Source organism: Rhizobium sp. USDA 3886 (assembly GCF_056279785.1).
Map to the genome: position 1 here is coordinate 2079058 of NZ_JBWCDC010000003.1, position 18568 is coordinate 2097625.

17 protein-coding genes and 2 pseudogenes are annotated in these 18568 nt (G+C 57.3%); 13 read left to right on the plus strand and 6 right to left on the minus strand.

The features are described from left to right. Positions 1–107 precede the first annotated feature (107 nt). The 6 genes from ACZ9BX_RS32870 to ACZ9BX_RS32895 all read right to left on the minus strand — a co-directional run bounded on the left by ACZ9BX_RS32870 (position 108) and on the right by ACZ9BX_RS32895 (position 6162). On the minus strand, positions 108–920 hold the full coding sequence (locus tag ACZ9BX_RS32870) for a calcium-binding protein (RefSeq protein WP_476222494.1): 813 nt from the start codon (positions 918–920) through the stop codon (positions 108–110). 498 nt (positions 921–1418) lie between these two features. Further along, entirely contained in the window at positions 1419–2708 is a 1290-nt protein-coding gene (locus tag ACZ9BX_RS32875; RefSeq protein WP_476222495.1) for a KpsE/RkpR family capsule polysaccharide export protein, read from the minus strand. Further along, entirely contained in the window at positions 2708–3367 is a 660-nt protein-coding gene (locus tag ACZ9BX_RS32880; RefSeq protein ID WP_476222496.1) for an ABC transporter ATP-binding protein, read from the minus strand. The genes ACZ9BX_RS32875 and ACZ9BX_RS32880 overlap by 1 nt, the downstream gene beginning before the upstream one ends. After that, the gene (locus tag ACZ9BX_RS32885; protein ID WP_476222498.1) at positions 3364–4134 is read right to left on the minus strand and encodes an ABC transporter permease; all 771 of its coding nucleotides are present in this window, start codon (positions 4132–4134) and stop codon (positions 3364–3366) included. Before ACZ9BX_RS32885 ends, ACZ9BX_RS32880 begins: the two co-directional genes overlap by 4 nt. Positions 4135–4313: 179 nt before the next feature. Beyond that, positions 4314–5018 (minus strand): autoinducer-binding transcriptional regulator TraR, encoded by a 705-nt coding sequence (gene traR / locus ACZ9BX_RS32890; protein ID WP_476222500.1) that lies wholly within the window; start codon positions 5016–5018, stop codon positions 4314–4316. Between the two features lie 238 nt (positions 5019–5256). After that, positions 5257–6162, minus strand: coding sequence for a LysR family transcriptional regulator (locus tag ACZ9BX_RS32895; protein ID WP_476222501.1), 906 nt, complete (start codon positions 6160–6162; stop codon positions 5257–5259). Positions 6163–6331: 169 nt separating this feature from the next. Between ACZ9BX_RS32895 and ACZ9BX_RS32900 the strand changes: the two genes are divergently transcribed. The 13 genes and pseudogenes from ACZ9BX_RS32900 to ACZ9BX_RS32960 all read left to right on the plus strand — a co-directional run bounded on the left by ACZ9BX_RS32900 (position 6332) and on the right by ACZ9BX_RS32960 (position 18517). Further along, complete coding sequence (locus ACZ9BX_RS32900) at positions 6332–7243, plus strand: nucleotidyltransferase and HEPN domain-containing protein (RefSeq protein ID WP_476222502.1); 912 nt, start codon at positions 6332–6334, stop codon at positions 7241–7243. 197 nt (positions 7244–7440) lie between these two features. After that, positions 7441–7689 carry a hypothetical protein gene (locus ACZ9BX_RS32905; RefSeq protein WP_476222504.1) on the plus strand — a complete coding sequence of 83 codons (249 nt, stop codon included), beginning with the start codon at positions 7441–7443 and terminating at the stop codon, positions 7687–7689. A 238-nt stretch (positions 7690–7927) separates the two neighbouring features. Next, positions 7928–8968, plus strand: coding sequence for an ABC transporter substrate-binding protein (locus ACZ9BX_RS32910; RefSeq protein WP_476222505.1), 1041 nt, complete (start codon positions 7928–7930; stop codon positions 8966–8968). Between the two features lie 8 nt (positions 8969–8976). Then, a complete protein-coding gene (locus tag ACZ9BX_RS32915) occupies positions 8977–9858 on the plus strand; it encodes an ABC transporter permease (protein ID WP_476222506.1) in 882 nt (293 codons plus the stop codon). Positions 9859–9873: 15 nt separating this feature from the next. After that, positions 9874–10672 (plus strand): annotated as a pseudogene (locus ACZ9BX_RS32920) (ABC transporter permease). Then, positions 10669–11766 (plus strand): ABC transporter ATP-binding protein, encoded by a 1098-nt coding sequence (locus ACZ9BX_RS32925; RefSeq protein ID WP_476222507.1) that lies wholly within the window; start codon positions 10669–10671, stop codon positions 11764–11766. The pseudogene ACZ9BX_RS32920 and the gene ACZ9BX_RS32925 overlap by 4 nt, the downstream one beginning before the upstream one ends. A gap of 116 nt (positions 11767–11882) precedes the next feature. Further along, complete coding sequence (locus tag ACZ9BX_RS32930; RefSeq protein ID WP_476222508.1) at positions 11883–12752, plus strand: TauD/TfdA dioxygenase family protein; 870 nt, start codon at positions 11883–11885, stop codon at positions 12750–12752. A gap of 34 nt (positions 12753–12786) precedes the next feature. After that, positions 12787–13437 carry an RraA family protein gene (locus ACZ9BX_RS32935; RefSeq protein ID WP_476222509.1) on the plus strand — a complete coding sequence of 217 codons (651 nt, stop codon included), beginning with the start codon at positions 12787–12789 and terminating at the stop codon, positions 13435–13437. After that, positions 13434–14243, plus strand: a pseudogene (locus ACZ9BX_RS32940) (carbon-nitrogen hydrolase family protein); the annotation flags it as partial. The gene ACZ9BX_RS32935 and the pseudogene ACZ9BX_RS32940, both read left to right, overlap by 4 nt. Positions 14244–14768: 525 nt before the next feature. Then, complete coding sequence (locus ACZ9BX_RS32945; protein WP_476222510.1) at positions 14769–15764, plus strand: ABC transporter substrate-binding protein; 996 nt, start codon at positions 14769–14771, stop codon at positions 15762–15764. Between the two features lie 26 nt (positions 15765–15790). Next, on the plus strand, positions 15791–16570 hold the full coding sequence (locus ACZ9BX_RS32950) for an ABC transporter ATP-binding protein (protein WP_087002135.1): 780 nt from the start codon (positions 15791–15793) through the stop codon (positions 16568–16570). Beyond that, the gene (locus ACZ9BX_RS32955; protein ID WP_476222512.1) at positions 16567–17355 is read left to right on the plus strand and encodes an ABC transporter permease; all 789 of its coding nucleotides are present in this window, start codon (positions 16567–16569) and stop codon (positions 17353–17355) included. The genes ACZ9BX_RS32950 and ACZ9BX_RS32955 overlap by 4 nt, the downstream gene beginning before the upstream one ends. Before the next feature lie 163 nt (positions 17356–17518). Beyond that, positions 17519–18517, plus strand: a complete 999-nt coding sequence (locus ACZ9BX_RS32960; protein WP_244564677.1) for an isopenicillin N synthase family dioxygenase — start codon at positions 17519–17521, stop codon at positions 18515–18517. The last annotated feature ends 51 nt before the right edge of the window (positions 18518–18568 follow it).

An 18568-nucleotide genomic window follows, 5' to 3' on the forward strand; every position in this document is an offset into this window, starting at 1 on the left:
CACCTAAAGTGACGAGTTGTCGATAGTGATCATGTCGCCTCCTTTATCCAGATACACAAAGCCCCACCGTAGCGGGGCCTCGCTTCCAGTTTTTATATGTCGTGAGATCAGAGCACGAAGAAGCCGTTGTCGAGCGTCATTATCGTGTCGAGATAGATGGACATGTCGGCCACCGCGTCGCCGTTGATGTCGGCATAGATTTCAGTTCCGAATGCCGTCTTCTCATACCTCAGTTGACCTGGCCGGCCTGTGAAATCCGCCTCTTCAAGGAAGGTAAAGGTGTTGTTCGTCCTCGTCAGCGCGTTGGCGTCCATCGCCGACAAATCGATCCTGTCTTCGATGGTGAAGTCATAGATGGTGTCACGGTCCGAGCTATTGGCACGAGATTCCTTGACCGAGTAGAAAATGAAAGTATCTGCTCCAGATCCCCCCGTCAGGAAATCTTGGTCCCGTCCGCCGTGCAGGATGTCATTGCCGCGTCCGCCAACGAGCGTGTCCCTCCCGTAGTTCCCGATCAGCTTGTCGTTTCCAGCCTGGCCATTGAATGTATCGTAGCCAGATCCACCGCTGAAACTATCATGGCCGGTAAGGGCCCTTGCGATCAGCGCCGCATCATCGTCTATGCCGACCGTATCGGCCACCGCGACAAACGAGGCTGCGGCAATCGATATTCCCTTGATGCTGATTTCGACGTTTCCATCATATAGGAGCGAATAGCTTGTCACCGTGCCGGCGAATGGAACTCCATCGCTGTCGTAGCGGAATCCGCTGCCGCTGAATTCCTCCGCCTCTCCCGTATCGTACGTCGCCCGAAAAATCGTCGAATTCCGGTAGTACGACTCCGCATAATAAATGGAACTAAAATCAGGCAGACTAGAGTCGAAGTCGTAGATCGAATTAATTGTGATCGTCGCGCCCATGGCACCCCTCGCTTGTGGACGTTGAACCGATATCGCATTCTATGGTTGCGATAAAGTGATGAGCGCCCGCCTACTTCAGAATCGAGGATGGTGAAGCCTACCACGATGCACGCAGGGTGAAATGCGACTGGACTCGCGGAAAGCGAATCAGCCCCTATCTGAGCTTTCAGTTGCGGGGCACAGGCTCGGGGCACGTGTGAACAGCTCCGCCTGGTAAGGGGCGGCATTGATTCCATTAACCTGAGAGACCTGCTTGGCTATATCAAGACCGACGATGCTAACATTCTCCACGGACGACTCTCCCTCGTGTGACCCAGCCACACTATGGCACAGCGATGCCAGGAGCCGAGGCCGTCCGCCTCATTAGGTCGCCGACGGGCACAATTAGACTGGGAATTTCCGGGAGCTTCGCCATTACCGTGACCCGCAAATGCTTGCCGAGAGAATTTTGCCTCGCATTATGCCGATTAACAAGATTCTCCAATTGCAGTCAGCATTTCAGTTCCGGTCGCGAATATTGTAATAGGCCATGACGGACACGCCCCAAGCAAAAAGGCATCCTAAAAAGACGAGCGCAGACACCATGAGCCGGCTCGGGTACTGTGCCTTTTCAGACAGTGTTGGCTGGATGAAGGTGGCCAAATATCGCTGCTGATTATTGGCATCGATGCGCGCTTTCTCGAGGCTAGCAAGAGAGCCAGTATAGGCCTTCTCGGCAAATTCCCGCTCGGTCTCGAGTTCCTCATATTGCCGAATCCGGTTTGCAACATCGCTGCCGCCAGCTCCACCTGCCATCCCGCTGCCGAAACGCTGTTTTTCCTGCGCCAACTGTTTTTCAAGACTGTCGATCTGTGTGGTGAGCACGCGCATGCGCGGTGAATCCGCTGCCATTCGCGTACGAGCGGTCATCAAATCGGTGTGAAGCTGGGTAAGCTGCTGTTCGAGGGAGGCAACTAGCTGGCCAGCCAGCTTTGCCGCTTCTACTGGATCGGCCTCCTGAGAGACATCGCGGAAATTGCGCAGGGCATTCCGCGCTGCAGACAAACGGCCTTCGGCGAGCGCCACTTCGTCCTGGGACGCTTTCAGAACACCATTTCTTGCCTTGAGCGAAAGATCATTGATAAGCCTCTCACTCTCGCCGATGATAACGGATGCGATTTTTTGGGCGTTTTGCGGATCGAAGCCCTTAACCGTCAGGTTGAGAATGGACGAGGTGTGATCGAAATCGACATGTACCATCTTTTTCCAATATTCGAGCCGCTCCTCAATCGGCAGGCCGGCCGCCATGCTGAAATAGAAGTCGGCGCCGTGGCGCGCAAAGGCGGCGTCGAGATCGACGGCCTTCTCGACGGCCTCGATCATCCGCTCGCTCTCGACGTAATCGAGGAGCATATAGGAGTCCGCCCCGGTCGTGCTGCCGCCAGTACTTTGCGTAAACATGCCAAGGATATCGCTGCCTGCCTTGCCATCGATGCTGCGCACGGCAAAGGCAGCCGAGCTATGATATTGGTCGGCTGCGACAAAGAACATGTAGAACGATGCAAGCACGGTCGGAAGCGCGACGGCCAACGCGAAGCTGCCGGCGATAATTAGATGCCGCAGCTTCAAATGCCCGACTTTCAAAGAGCCGTGCAGTGGTTTCTTCTGATCGGGCTGCGGCGTCTCTGGTTTTGCGGGACGCACCTCGAGTTTCAGCAGACTATCAAGCAAAGCAATGCTTGGCCTTTTAGCAAACGCCCGGATCTCGGCCGTCTTGCTCTCTGAACTTGGCGGATTCGCGCTTGTCATCAGTTGCCCTTCATGTTTCGCTCATGAACTCGAATAGCATCTTCCACATCATCGAAATAGGTGAGTTTGCCATTTTCGAGAACCACACCACAATCACAGTACTCACGGATCGTGCTTGTGCTGTGGGAAACCATAATAACGTCAGAATCTTGCAATCGATGTTTGAAGACATCATGACATTTTTTTTTGAAGTTCGCATCGCCGACTGCAGTGATCTCGTCAACCAGATAATAATCGAAGTTGACGCCCATGCTGACACCAAAGGCTAGACGGGCCTTCATGCCGGAGGAATAAGTACCAACCGGGGCGTGGAAGAATGGGCCTAGCTCGGCAAAATCGGTAACATAGTCAACCAGCTCTTCGGTATCGACACCATAAATGCGCGCGACAAAACGAACATTCTGCTCGCCGGACATGTTTGGTTGAAAGCTACCTTGAAAACCGAGGGGCCAGGAAATCTTGCCTTGCCTTACTATCCGCCCCCGATCGAGCCGCAGCGAGCCCGCGATCAACTGCAAAAGTGTCGACTTTCCCGCACCGTTCCTGCCGAGTAGACCGACACTTTTTCCGCGCCGGATAACAAGAGAAGCGTTCTCGATGATTGGCTTCGTTAGGCCCTTGGTCTTTACATACATAGTAGCGCGTTCAAGTCTGATCATCGGCCCCTCGCCACCGCCACGGAATTGGTGAAAACAAAGAGCCCGCCGAAGATCGCCGTAAAGACAATAGAATAAAGATAGAACATGTCGAGTTCCGCAGCCCGGTATTGAGGGTAGAATCCCTGGCGAAATAGCATGACCACATGAACCAATGGATTGAATAGGACCACCTCACGCATAGGTCCCGGAAGCGCGTCAGGCAAGAAAAAAACGCCAGAAATCAGAAACATCGGTCGATTGATGATACCGAAGACCTGTTCATAGAATGGAAAACGTAAGAACATTACGGTGTTAAATATGCCCACTCCGAGACCCAACAATGTCGCTGCAAAGGCCGCCTCCAGGATCGCCGGCCAATAGAGCTCGGGAGGTTGATGCATCGTCATAATGATCGCGCCGAGAACACAGATGGCGACGAAGACCGTCGTAGCAGCCTGAAGGATGTAACGAGCGACGATGGTATCGATCGGGGCGACGTTTGGATAGCTGAGCAAAGTCCGATTGGATTTGATAGCGCCGTTCAAAAAACCGCACATCGCGGCGTAAAACTGGAATGCAATATAGCCGGTTGCAAAAAACAGCGGAAAGCTTGTCCCGAGCGCCGGTAATCTTGCGATCCCCATGAAGATCACCGACATGAAAGCGATGTGGGCCGCGGGGTCAAGGATCGCCCAGATGTAGCCGCCGGGCTTATTGCCGAAGCGTGTCGACATTTCGCGTATGAGCAATGCGGCAACAACGCGAATATGGGTCGTCAAATAATACAATAAAAGCCCCCGAAACAAGCCACTTCGCCAGACCGGCATTAATATCATTTTTTTTGGCGAGAGTTAGTCCCTCGGGCCAAATTCCTCCACCATTGATCGGATAGAGCATGCCTCGCACCCGAGGCACCGGGTGGATTGTCCACAAAGATAAGTCCTCATCGTACTATCTCCATTTTCTTTCATATCAATTTCAGCTTCGTTGCCAGAGCTGTTGCCTGTGGCAGCGTGCCCGCGTCCAAGGCTTTACGAGCGTTATTCAAATGAAAATTCACATTGTGGTACGTCATATTCTCGATGGTAGCGATCGCTCTCATGGACTTGCCCTCGGCGGACCATTTCAAGAGCTGGGCTTGTTTCAGCGTCATCCGAATCCTTGATTTTGCGGTCGGATCAAACTCCGCGTGCTCGATCCTTGCATGAAGCTGCGCGACAGCCGTCGCAGCGGCAACCTGATCTATCTCTCGAGCAAGCGAAATCGACGGTCTATGCGAAGCAACCGTCAACATTGACACGTGCCCGAATGCCGTTGCGACAGGAATGGTAATACCGGATCGGATACCGAAGTCGGCGGCATCCGCATAAAATCGCCGGATCGGCTTTGACGCGCGCCTTTTTGAGCTCTCAGAGGACCAGACGAAAGTCCTCATAGTGGATTTGGCGATTGCGACTATCGGATCGACCTCGTCGAACTTGTTCGTGAAATATCGCTCCTGCCATTCGGCAGGATAGTTAGAAAAGGCAGATGTTCCGATCGGCTGGACATTCAAGTAGGCGTAATAGTCGCAACCGAATTCCCGTGTGAGTTCTGACAACGCTTCCTTCAACATCTCTCTGGTACGCGCCAAAGCCGAAATATCAATTAACTTTTGAAGCCAGATCTTCACCTTCTCAACTCCGCTGCACCGCCAACAGACGTCTGCGTTGTCGACGGAAAGTTGAAATAGTGGCAACGATAGTGGTCGCCACTCGATCGGAATGTCTTGACGATTGGCGGACCGGCAAAGACACCCTGTCTAACCGGGACTGCCCGTTTCGACTTTCGCGAGTAGGCCCGATAAATTTTTTATGTGCCCTCGGCAACAATAAATTTCAACGGACTATGTCAGGCCATACGCAAAGTCTTCATCTTGAACCGCTTGCTCGCGGTGCCGATGCCAGCGAGCGGGCGATCTCGACTATCTCGTCGCGGTTCGCGGTAGGATCTTCCTTGTTCCAGGCGAGCCCCAAGCCGATTGTGAAGTTCATGTCCTGCACCTCACGAAGCAGAAACGAGCGATTGGGCAGATCCTTCGTCCATTCCGGGACGAAGCCTACGCCGATGCCCGCAGAAACCAGCGAAACGAGCGAGAGCGTGTCATCGCAGCTGCAGGCAACGTTATTGAGAAGCCCATGCTTCCTGAACTGGTCAACGAAGAACTTCTCCGTGTAAGACAGATTGGAACGGGAGAAGGAGATGATCCTCTCTCGTTTCAGGTCGCTCATTGTGACTTTCTCCGCCTCTGCCAGTGCGCTGCCAGCCGGGACTGCCAGGAAGTACCGTTCATTGGCGATGCTCTGCCAGCGCAGCGACCCGATGTTTTCGACCGGCCGGATGAAACCCAGGTGCACACGACCTTTTTCGATGTCGCGGACAATCGCATCGGTGGAGCCGCTACTGATATGGATCTGGATATCGGGAAATCGCTTACCCAGCCTAGTTAGAAACTGTGGGAGGACGCCGAATGTGGCGGGATAGATCGTGCCGATGGTGATCCTGTTGACATCCTTGCCGGCAACGGCTTGGACGATGGAGGAACTGTTTTCGATGTCTTGCAGGATACGGATGCACCGCTCGTAGAAAACTTCGCCGGCTTTCGACAGCTGGACTCGGCGGGTTGAGCGGATGAGGAGCTGAACTCCGAGCTCCTTTTCGAGCGTCTGGATTTGAAGGCTAAGGGCAGGCTGTGCCATGGACAACATTGCCGCCGCCCGGCCGAAGTGCAGTTCCTCGGCTAAAGTTGCGAAACATCTGATCTGACGCAATTCCATTCACGATCCTCTCTGCGCCTCCTCCGGGTACAGGTCGGAATTCGGTCGCGTACACGGCCAGGATCATTGATTAATAGTACCGCAAGATCAATCCGCTGTTTTTTGATACCGCATTTCCTATAACTTCCAGTAGTAGACGGCGAATCGTCTTTGGCCTATCGATGGACCCATGCGATCGTCCCTGGAACATCTGCCGGAAGAAAAGCAGCGCGAGCTTGCCCGCGTCGTTGCGATCATCCATGAGGAGTTCGCCGATGCGCTGTCGGGGACGTCTGCCGCCTTCAAGAAGCGCGGCCGGATCTTAAAGATCATTTTGTTCGGTTCGTATTGCCGCGGCAGTTGGGTCGACGAGCCGCACACGATGAAGGGCTACCGCTCCGACTACGACATCCTGGTCATCGTCAATTCCAAGCAGCTAGCCGAGCCGCAATACTGGGACAAAACCACCGACCGGCTGATGTGGGACAGAGGCGTCAAGACGCCGGTCGGGCTGATCGTCCATGGCGCCAGGGAGGTGAACAACTTCCTGGCCGACGGCCAGTATTTCTTCGTCGACATCCTGCGCGAGGGCATCGTGCTCTACGAGCTCGACGACCGGCCGCTGGCGGAGCCGAGAAAGCTCTCGGCGGTCGATGCGTATAGGGTAACGGAGGAGCACTTCGAGAATCGGTTTCCATCGTCCACTGGGTTACTCGACACATCCCGCTATGCGTTAAGTAAAGCACGTGGGAAAGAGGCGGCATTCCTCCTGCACCAGTCCGTCGAGTCGGCGTACGCTGCATTGCTTCTCACGCTGACCAACTACAGCCCGCCATCGCACAATCTAAAATTCTTGCGCGGGCTGGCTGAAGATCAGGACCGCCGGCTCATCGACGCCTGGCCGCGCGACCAGCACCGCTACACCGCCTGGTACAACATCCTCAACGAAGCCTATGTGAAGGCCCGATACTCGAAGCACTTCGAGATCACCGAAGAAGCGCTTGGCTGGCTGCTCGAACGGACGGAGCACCTGCACCAGATCGTCGAGACGATCTGCAAGGAGCGTTTGGCTGAACTGGAGCGCGCCACCAGTGGCAGTTGACCACTGCGACGATGGCGCGGCTTCCATAAACAAGTAGACAAAAGAAATTTTTACTTCACCTCAAGCGGGAAGTGATCTAAGATTCAACCTAGCCGACATGCAGGATGCATGTGCTTCCGGACGATGCGATTTCGATTTCGCTGTGAAACACGTCCGGCCACATTTTCCTTGCGCCGGGCTCTCACAGGAGAGTCTTCATGTCGAAGCTATTGGAACATAACCCAGATCCGTCATACGGGGCGGATATGCAGCATGACGTCGCGGTCGCGGCGGCGGTAGAACTCGCTATGGAATTCTACGGCTGTGATGCGGTCACCGCCGCAGCGAAGCGCGCGATCGAAGCTAGAGACCTCGATCGCGAAAGCCACTTCCGGTTCTGGGTGAATGTCTTCAAATCCCTGAAATCCAAGCCGCACCTGATCGCGGACATCTGCCGTTCGGGCTGATACGGCTGCATAGCCGCTTGACGCCAGCCGCACGGTCGGGGCCGCCGCTCCAGCGGCTTTACAGCGCACGCTTCGATGGTTCCGGCGTGCACGGTCCGTCCGCGTTGCTGCGCTCCGTGCGGCAGAAAGGTAACGCTATTGATATGAAATCAATATCAATACGCGTGAAACAATATTGGAAATTCCCCGATCGCCCAGCGCACTGTCGCCGGATCGACAACGAACAAAGGGAACAGCCATGAGATTTTCCATGCTCAGCGCAAGCGCGCTTATATCGCTGGCGTCGCCCACATCCGGCAGCGCCGAAACGCTCGTCGTCAACAGCTACGGCGGCCCCTACGAAAAGATCATCCGCGAACGGATCATCGAACCCTTCGAGGACAAGTTCGGCATTGATGTCGTTTACGACGCGGTCGGCTCGGCTTCGCAAGATTACGCGAAGATCAAGGCCACCGGCGGACGGCCCGGCTTCGACGTCGTCGTCATGACCGCCTCCCAGTCTCTCGATGGGTGCAAGGAAGGCCTTTTGGAGAAGTTCACACCAGAGACAGTTCCCAATCTTGCGCGTCTGTCGCCGGCGATTGCAGCCGTCGCCGGGCCCTGCGGCGCCGTTCACGAGGTGCAGTATCTGTCGCTGCTCTACCGCAAGGACAAGCTGCCACAGGCGCCAGATTCCTGGTCCGTGCTTCTCGATGAGCGCCTCAAAGGAAAGATCATCCTGCCGACCTTCCAGAACATCATGGCCGCCTATCTGACGGAGGTCCTCTCGGTCGCCAATGGCGGGGACCTGCTCGACAACGTCGAACCCGGCTTCGCCGCCATGGCAAAACTTGCCAAGCAATCGATCGGTTTTGAACAGTCCTCCTCGGTCATGGAAACCTACATCAAGGACGGCCAGGTCTGGGCCATGCCATTCTGGAACGGCCGAGCCCAGCTTCTGGCCGACAGTGGCCTGCCGGTCGACTACGTCCTGCCAAAGGAAGGGTCGATTCCTCTTGTCGCCACTTTGAACATACCCAAGCACGCCGAGAACCGGCAGGCGGCGCTCAAATTCGTGGACTTCTTTCTCGAAAAGACGAGCCAGGAGGCCTGGGTTACCGGTTACAAGGTCGGAAGCGCAAGGACGGATATCGATGTTTCCGCCGACATCCGCGCCAAGCAAATCACCACTGAGGCCGATCTGAAGGCGCTCCTTTTGCCCGATCTTGGGGCAGTCGCTGCGCACCTGTCAGAGTGGGGCGAACGCTGGGAACGCGACGTCGTCGCCGCAGCCGATTGAGGTGGAGCATGGCGACGATTGCTTTTTCCACTCCGCAAAGGCCAACACGCACCGCCTTTCCTTTCAAGGCTTTTCTGCCGCTATCACTGCCGTCGATCGTGCTGCTCCTCTTCTTCGCAGTTCCGATGGGACTGATGCTCGGTCTCAGCTTTCAGAACCAGGAAACCGGCACCTTCACACTGGCGAGCTACGGTCGTTTCTTTAGCGATGATCTTGTTCTTGCGGGCCTCGGACGCACCGTGGTGATGTCGGGATTGGTCGCCATTTGCGTGACCGTGCTCGCCTATCCCCTCGCCTACTACCTTGCACGCTCGACATCACGCTGGCGAACGCTTGTCTTTGCTCTTGCCATTGCCCCTGAGCTGGCCGGTGTGGTGCTTCGAACCTATGGCTGGCTTGTCATTCTTGAAGACCGAGGCTTTATCAATTCAGCATTGATTTGGACCGGCCTGATTTCCGAACCCTTGCCGCTGTCGAAGAACCTGTTCGGCGTCGTCGTCGGGCTGACGCATGTGATCCTGCCATTTGGCGTCCTTTCGCTGCTTACGAGCCTCCAGGGCATCAATCCAAATCTGGAAAGATCGGCCCAGATTCTTGGCGCCTCGCGACCTGCAGTCATCCGCCATATCGTCCTGCCGCTCTCTGTGCCGGGAATTGTAAGCTCGCTCCTGATCGCCTTTACGATGGCGGCGAGCGCCTATGCCACCCCGTCCCTCCTCGGCGGCGCGGGTTTCAAGGTCATGGCCACAATGGTCTACGAGCAGGTGCTCTTTTACATCGACTGGTCTTTTGCGGCGGTCATGGCCAACGTCCTTCTCGCCATGATGCTCATTTCGGCGTTTGTCGGATCCAGGCTCGAATCCCGCCTTCAACAGAAACTTCACCTGTAGTCTCGGGAGGCTTCAATGAACCGACTGCTCACCATTCTGTTCAGGGTATCGCTGACTGCAATTCTTGCATTCATCACCCTGCCGCTCTTGGTCGTTGTTGCAGCGTCCTTCAGCCCAACGTCGACCGTCACGTTCTGGCCGGGCGCTTGGACATTTCAGTGGTACACGGCACTCCTGGAGAGCCGCTGGCTTGATCCCTTTCTGCTCAGCGCAGGGCTGGCGATCATCGTCAGTCTCGCAAGCGGGTTGCTGGGCGTCCTTGCAGCCTACAGCGTCGCCTACCAGAAATGTCCACACCGCCATCATGTCGTTCCTGCTATCGCCAATGGCTGTGCCGCAGATCGTCAAGGGTGTGGCGATCGTTCTCTTCGTTTCGTCGGCTGGTCTTTACCAGCTGCTCGGCACGCCGGGGCTTGTCATGGCCCACATCGTCCTCACCATGCCCTATGTGATGCGCATGGCGGCAACCGCGATGTTCAACTTCGACAAGCGGCTGGATCGGGCCGCCCGCATTCTTGGCGCGGGTCCGGTCCAACGGATCAGATATGTGCTTCTGCCGCTGATCCGCTCCGGCCTGTTCTCGGGCATGACCTTCGCCTTCATCATTTCGTTCAACAATATACCGCTGTCTGTCTTTCTCGTGAGACCCGGACAGACGACGCTCCCGATCGCCGTCATCAATCATCTCGAATACAGCCTGGACCCGGTGCTTGCGGCCGTGAATGTCGCATCACTCCTCTTCGTCCTCGGCACGATTATCCTTTTCGAAAAAATCGGCGGTTTCTCCGCGCATTTCCATGGGGGTAGCAAATGAGCAACAACGATATCGAGCTTCTTTCTGTCAGCAAGCAATTCGGCGCGAACCGCATCGTCGATAACATCAACCTCGCCGTTCCGAAGGGCAAGTTCGTCAGCATCCTCGGTCCCTCCGGATGTGGCAAGACAACGACGTTGAATATGATCGCCGGGTTCGAAAGACCTTCGAGCGGAGAAATCCGCATCCGGGGTCGCAACCAGGCAGGCGTCCCACCGGAGGCTCGCAAGATCGGGCTCGTCTTCCAGAACTACGCGCTCTTCCCACACATGACGGTCGGGGAAAATGTCGGTTTTGGCCTCAAAATGCAGGGCAAACCACACGAAGACATCTCCGAGGAGGTCTCGCGGGCCTTGAAAAGCGTTCATCTCGAAGGCTTCGAAAGGCGCTATCCGAAAGAGCTGTCGGGCGGTCAGCAACAAAGGGTCGCCGTCGCCCGTGCCATTGCGCCGTCCCCCTCTGTCCTGCTTCTCGATGAACCGCTTTCAAACCTCGATCTGAAGCTTCGCGAGGCAATGCGTGTCGAGTTGAAGGACATCCAGCAGGAACTCGGCATAACCTTCGTCTATGTCACGCATGATCAGGAAGAGGCCATGGCAATGTCCGACCAGATCATCGTTATGCACGAAGGGGCTGTAGCGCAGGAAGGCTCGCCAGCAGACATCTACAACCGACCAAAAACATCCTTTGTGGCGGACTTCATCGGCAAATCCAACATCCTGCCGGTTTCCGGCCTGGACGACACCGAAACCGGTGGCGAATGCGTGCGCATATTTCTCGGAAAAGAAAAACTCCCGATCTCGGCCGTTTGGCCACACGACCTTCGTCCGGGCGAGGCCCGGTTCTGTTGCATAAGGCCCGAGGCAGTCAGGCTTGCAGATGCTGCAGGGGCCATGGATGGGCCTGTGAACCTTTTGACAGCCACCGTCCAGAAGGTGGTCAACCTCGGCGCCTATCTGGAGGCCTGGTTGTCCGTGAATGATGAGACGACGTTGAAATCCATGATCCGCTCCACGCGCCTCGATACGCTCGCCGTGGGCAGTCGCGTCGAACTCGCTATTGCCCATTCCGCGGTCCTACTGCTCGAATACTAATTCGATTGATAAAAATCCAATATCAATAATGACGAATTGATTTTGGATTGCCCCTTGCAACCTTGGCTAGACTTCAGGAGATCCCACGTCCGGGATCTCCTGAAGGAGGCACAAGAATGCTCACCAGAACGAAGGTTTCCGCTGTTCAGAACTCCAGCAACGTCTGCGCCGACATCGTTGGGTTCGACTTCTCCAACTATCACGACAGAGAAATCGCGGCGATCCGGTCATACTGGCTGCAATACGGCGTTGTCCGCTTTCGCGCAGCCCATATCACCGATCAACAGCAGGTGGATTTCTCCCGTCACTTCGGCGACTTCGTCATCCATCCGAAGCAGTTGCAGGAAGGCGGACACGCGACACACCCTGAGATCCTGGTCATCAGCAATGCGATGAAGGACGGCAAGCCGAGCGGCGCGCTCGGCAACAGCGAAGCAACCTGGCATACCGATACCTGGTTCTACGAACGTCCGCCGGCAGGAGCAATCCTCAGAGCAATTGAAGTCCCTCCTTCGGGAGGTGATACATATTTTCTGTCGACCTACCGTGCTTACGAAACGCTTCCTGACGAATTGCGCAAGGCTGTCGATGGACGCCAGATCTTCTTCCAGAATGTCTACGACAAAACGGGCAAACTGCGACTTGGAAAATCCGAACCGAAGAGCGACGATTTTCGCGAGTGGAGCGGTGTCGTCCATCCCCTGGTCCGGACCCACGGCGAGACTGGGCGGAAGGCTCTCTACCTCGGCGGCACGTCCGAGGGATCCTGGATTGTCGGCATGCCGCTCGATGAGAGCGTTGATCTGATCACAAAGCTCTGGGAACACACGACCGGCAGTGCCGCCCAAGTCTTCATCCAGAAATGGAACGTCGGCGACATCATGATGTGGGACAACCGCTGCACGATGCATCGGCGCGACTCTTTCGATCCGAACACGACCCGCATCATGCATCGGACGACCACCGCCGGCGAACGTCCGATCTAAGGCACGATGACAGAGAAGATCGGAGTATTGTCGAATGACTGAACCATACCGGATGAAAACACGGCCAAAGGTTATTCCGGAATCGTTGCGAACACTCCTGGAGGGTGTCGAAACCGCGACCATCGGCCATTTCGAATATGTCGGCTTCGTGGGTGCAGGTGTCGCCCCGGTCTTTCCGGCAAGGGCAATTGGAACGGCGATGACGGTGGCCGCGCCAGGCCGCGATGGAACCGTCATCTACAAAGCCATTGATCTGCTTTCCCCGGGAGATGCTCTCGTCATCTCCAGGGTTGATCAGGACGACGTTGCCTGCGTCGGCGGCGGTGTCGTGGCGGCGGCCCGCGCGCGCGGAGCGGTGGCCGTCATCGTCGATGGTCCCTGCACCGACGTCGAAGAGATTCGGGCCAGCCTGTTTCCAGTCTGGTGCCGCGGCGTCTCATCCAAGACGACGAGCCGCCGGCATCAGATCGGCGGCGCGATCAACGTCCCGATTGCATGCGGTGGCGCAGCCGTCCTGCCGGGCTACGCAGTCCTGGCTGATAACGAGGGCGTCTTCGTTGCCGAACCATCGCATATGCGCCGCGTCGCCGACTCTGCTCTCAGGCGACAACGGCATTCGCTTCAGCTGCGGCCCCATCTTGAGGCCGGCCATTCCATCTTCGATTTGGATCGGATCGTGTCATGAAAATTTCCCTCATCCAGATGAATTCCCAGTCCGACCGCGATCTCAACCTGCATTCAGCCATGACCCTGATGCACCAGGCAATGGAACGCGATCGACCGGACCTCATCGTGCTTCCGGAGCATTTCGACTGGTCCGGGGGGACTGCTGCGGAGAAGCTCGCGGCGGCCGACGACATGCCGGGCGGCAAGGCCTATCGGATGCTGCAGGAATTTGCGGCCCGAGAACAGATCTGGATTCACGGCGGCAGTCTGCTCGAAAGGATTGGAGGAAGTTCGAAGATATATAACACGACGGTTGTTTTCGACCCGAAGGGTCGGGAGGTCGGTCGCTACCGCAAGATCCATCTATTCGACATCGAAGCGCCGGACGGCAAGATCTATCGAGAATCGGAGACCGTGGCTCCCGGCGGAAAACTCTTCATCTACGAAGCGCACGGCTTCCGGATCGGCTGCGCCATCTGCTACGATCTTCGTTTCCCCCTGCTCTTCGATGCGCTTTCAAGTGCGGGTGTCGATGTCGTCATTCTACCCGCGGCCTTTACGCTGCAAACTGGCAAGGACCATTGGGAAGTACTTTGCCGTGCGCGCGCTATCGAGCTTCAGGCCTATTTCGTCGCCTGCGGCCAATGGGGTGGTTATATGGCAGCGAATGGAGAACGGCGTTTCACTTATGGCAATTCTCTTGTCTGCGATCCCTGGGGCCAGGTGATCGCCCGAGCGGTCGACCAGGTCGGCGTGCTTTCTACTCACATCGATCGCACCCGCGTGGCGGTGGTCCGGCAACTCATCCCGACCGCATCGCACAAGACGAGCTTCGAGGGGTTGGCCCGAGAGTCACTCGATTGCGGCATCGCAGGCTCCTGCGGTTGCTCCTCCTGCACCGGCAGGCGGCATGATGGGGCTCCGGATTCTTATCGTCCGGCGCAGCAACTTCAGATCGCGTTGATGATCGGCCATGTCGTTCCCTCTGTTTTTTACTTTGTTAGTCGTAAGGCGCGAAAGGCAGCAAGAGGAAATGCCGACAATACAAGCTTGAAGGTGCTTTGCATATATTTTGTGCGTCGATGCCCCTTATGGATGCATGGGTGAAAAGGCGGGACGAAAAATCCGGGAAATTCCTGGTTTTCACTTGGCACACTGATTGCTTCGCTTCTGCCGAGTAGAAGCGGTCAGAGCCGTATGGCTCGGGACATTGCTCGGGAAACGGTTCTGAAAGGGACTGCCGTGCTGTCTGCTGCTGCTCGAAATCATCTGAACCACGTCCGAGTTGCGCGCGTGCATGGCATATCGCCATGCACTTGGCTTCAGCTCGTCCAACAATGAGGGGAACAATTGATGCTTCGAAAGCTGTCGCGGATCCTGCCGGCAACCCTATTGGCCGCCGGCGCGCTCGTTTCCAACGCCCTTGCCGCCGACAAGGTGGTCTTCCAGCTCGACTGGCTACCGGGCGGCGACAAGGCGCCGATCTATGTCTGTATTGAGAAGGGCTTCTGTGCCGACGAAGGCATCGAAGCAACCGTGGCGCCGGGCCGCGGCTCCGCCGAAGCGATCACCCGGCTCGCCGCCGGCACTTCTGACGTCGGCTCCGCCGATATCGGCGCGCTGATGGCGGCGAAGGTCACCGATAAGGTCGGTATCACAGCCATCATGTCGATCTTCAACAAGGGGCCGCACGCCTTCTTCGTGCTGAAGGGCGGCAACATCAAGAAGATCGAAGACGTAAAGGGAAAGAGGGTGGCGACATCGCCCTTCACCTCGTCGAACGTGTTCCTGCCGTTGGTGCTGAAGGATGTCGGCCTCGACGAGGGCGACATCACGCTCACCAAGACTGATCCGGGCGCCCTCGGCCCAATGCTGATGACCGGCGCCACCGATGTCATCATCGCCTGGACGACCAATGTTGCGATCTTCACCAACCAGGCCAAGGCGGCCGGCAAGGAGATCGACATCTTCACCTGGGATGCGGCCGGCCTGGAACTTTATTCCGCCTGCCTGCTCGCCTCCGACAAGTTTATCACCGAACGCCCGGAGGTCGCCAAACGCTTCGTGAATGCCTTCAAGAAGTCGCTGGAATACGTCAAGCAGGATCCGGACGGCGCGGCTGCGGCTGTCGCCAAGCTCGTGCCGGAACTAACGGTCGCCGACGTCAAAGGCGCTATTCTCGACACCATGTCGCTGGAGTTCAACGAAGTGACCACCAAGGACGGTCTCGGCGCCTTTGAGCCGAAGCGGCTTGCGACCACCTGGGAGCGCGTTTCGGCAGCCCAGAACCTCGACAAGACGGCCCTCGATCCGGCCAAGGTCGCCAACACGAGCTTCCTGCCCTGATGAACATGGCAAGCCCCACTCCGTCCATCGCTCCGCCGGCATTGTCCTTCAAAGGGCTCGGGCAAGTTTACCAGACCGGCTCCGGTCCGCTGGAGGCACTCCGCAGCGTGGACTTTTCCGTCGACCGCCACCAGTTCGTGGCGGTCCTCGGGCCGTCCGGCTGCGGCAAATCCACACTGCTGCGTCTGATCGCCGGGCTCTTGAAGCCCACGAGCGGCGGCGTGGAAGCCTTTGGTCACCCGATCACCGAGCCGCGCGACGACATCGGCATCGTCTTTCAGAAGCCAACTCTGCTTCCCTGGGCCTCGGCCGAGGACAATGTCGTCTTCCCCGTGAGGCACAAGTCAGGCCGGGTTACGCGCGAAGATCGCGAGAGGGCGCGCGACCTGCTCGCCAAGGTGGGGCTGGCGGGTTTCGAAAAACGGCTCCCGGCGGAACTTTCGGGCGGCATGCAGCAACGCGTCGGCATCGCCCGGGCGCTCCACATGAACCCGGACATCCTTCTGATGGACGAGCCCTTTTCGGCGCTCGACGCGCTCACCCGCGAGGAAATGGGCTTCGAACTGCTGCGCATCTGGGAGGCCCAGCCGAAGACCGTACTTTTCATCACCCATTCGATCAGCGAGGCGGTCCTGCTCGCCGATCGCGTGCTGGTCATGAGCGGCCGTCCTGGCAGCGTCATCGAAGACATCAGCATCGAAATCCCCCGCCCGCGGGACATGGAAACATCGAGTTCCGCCGAGATGCAAGATTATGCCGGACACCTGCGCAAGCTGCTGCTCAAGCGGCCGGAGACCATATCATGAGACAGGTTCCATCCTTCCGCTCGCTGATGGACATGCCCTTCCTCCTGCCGACGGTGACTTTCGCGCTAATCGTTATCCTCTGGCAGCTCGCAACCGACGTCTTCGCCATCCCGAGTTACATTTTGCCCTCGCCCACCCGGATTCTCGGTGGCTTCGAACAGATCGATCTCGCCCGCTGGACGGACCATGTCTGGGCGACGCTCCGGATCGCGTTGATCGGATACGTCCTATCGATCGCGATCTCGTTGCCGATTGCCATCATGCTCGTGCGTTCGAAACTGCTATCGCGCGCCTTCTATCCGATCCTGGTGGTGATCCAGTCGGTTCCGGTGGTGGCGATCGCGCCGATCATGATCGTCGTGCTCGGCTCCGACGACGCCCCGCGCATCGTCATCACCTGCCTCATCACCTTCTTCCCACTGGTGGTTTCGACCGCAACGGGCCTCATGGCGACCCCGGAAGAGCTGATCGAGCTGTCGAAGAGTCTCAGGGCTCCCGCATGGCGCGAGATCACGCAGATCCGAATTCCCTATGCTGTGCCCTATATCTTCTCGGCCTTGAAGATCTCCATCACGCTCGCAGTGATCGGCGCGGTAGTCGCCGAATTCGTCGCGGCCGAAAAGGGGATCGGCTACTTCATTCAGTTCTCCACCTCCTTCTTCAAGCTTCCGGAAGCCTGGGCTGGCCTCGTGATCCTGGTGATCATGTCACTCGTACTTTTCCAAGTGGTGGCGATCGTCCAGCGCGTCTTTTTCCCCTGGAGCCTGCCAAAGGAGGGACGATGAACAGGGCAACGGCAAAAAGGAGGTAAGACCGGCACTTAGGGGCCGCCTGCCCGTACGAACATGAGACCGGAGTAGAAGCAGTCAGCGCCGAGCGCGCGGGTCATTGCTCCTTTGCGAAACGGCCGGACCGCCCGATGTGGCAGGCCAGAACCGAATGGAGATCATGATGCAGACCAGTGCAGGTCAGAACGAACATACGCTCGCGGAATTGAAAAAGGAGAAAGGTTTCGGCGGTGCAGGGCTCGAAAAGGCGCGCATCGTTCCGCGCATCGACATGGGCGACTACGAAAACCGCAAGGTCGAGATCGCCGATGAGCTTTGGGAGGCCTCGACCAACAGCGGTTTTTTCCAGCTTGTCAACCACGGCATTCCGCAGCAGGCGATCGACGAGGCCTTCGAAATGTCGGCGCGTTTCTTCGCCCTGCCGGTGGAGGTGAAGGGCAGATATCCGCTACGCCCGGGCTCCAATGCCGGCTGGGAATACAAGGCACAGATCCGCCCCTCGACCGGCACGGCCGACCAGAAAGAGTCCTATCAGATCACCTTGCCGCGCATGGTCGACCTCTGGCCGACCGGCGAGGAACTCTCCGGCTTCAAGGCCGTCATGCTCGCCTTCGAACGCTACAACTGGGCGCTCGGCATGAAAGTGCTGGAATGCTTCCGCATGAAGCTCGGCTTCAAAGTGGATTTCTTCACCGAGGCGCACGACCCGCAGTCGCCGGACTATCTCAGCACGCTACGCCTGCTCCACTATCTCGGCATGGAGAATGCCACCACCGAGGACCTAAACTACTGGCGCGCTGGCGCGCATACGGATTTCGATTGCCTGACGTTGCTTCACCAGCGCCCCGGCCAGGGCGGCCTTCAGCTTTGCCCGGGCAAGGAGTCCGACAAGCTGGAATGGACGGATGTCGAGCCGCTGCCAGGCGTCGTCACCTGCAATATCGGCGATATGCTGATGCGCTGGAGCGACGACAAGCTGCTCTCCACCCTGCATCGTGTCCGCATGCCGAAGGAAGGCGAATCTCTCGGTCCGCGTTATTCGCTTGCCTTCTTCTGCCAGGCGAACCGCGATGCCATCATCCAGGGACCGGAGAAGCGCTACGAGCCGATTACGGCTTACGATTACCTGCAGCAGCGCATCGCCGCCAATCGGCTCTGATTCCCAAGGCGGCGGCTGTTCCGGCCGTCGCCGCTTCTTCCATCCGTCTTT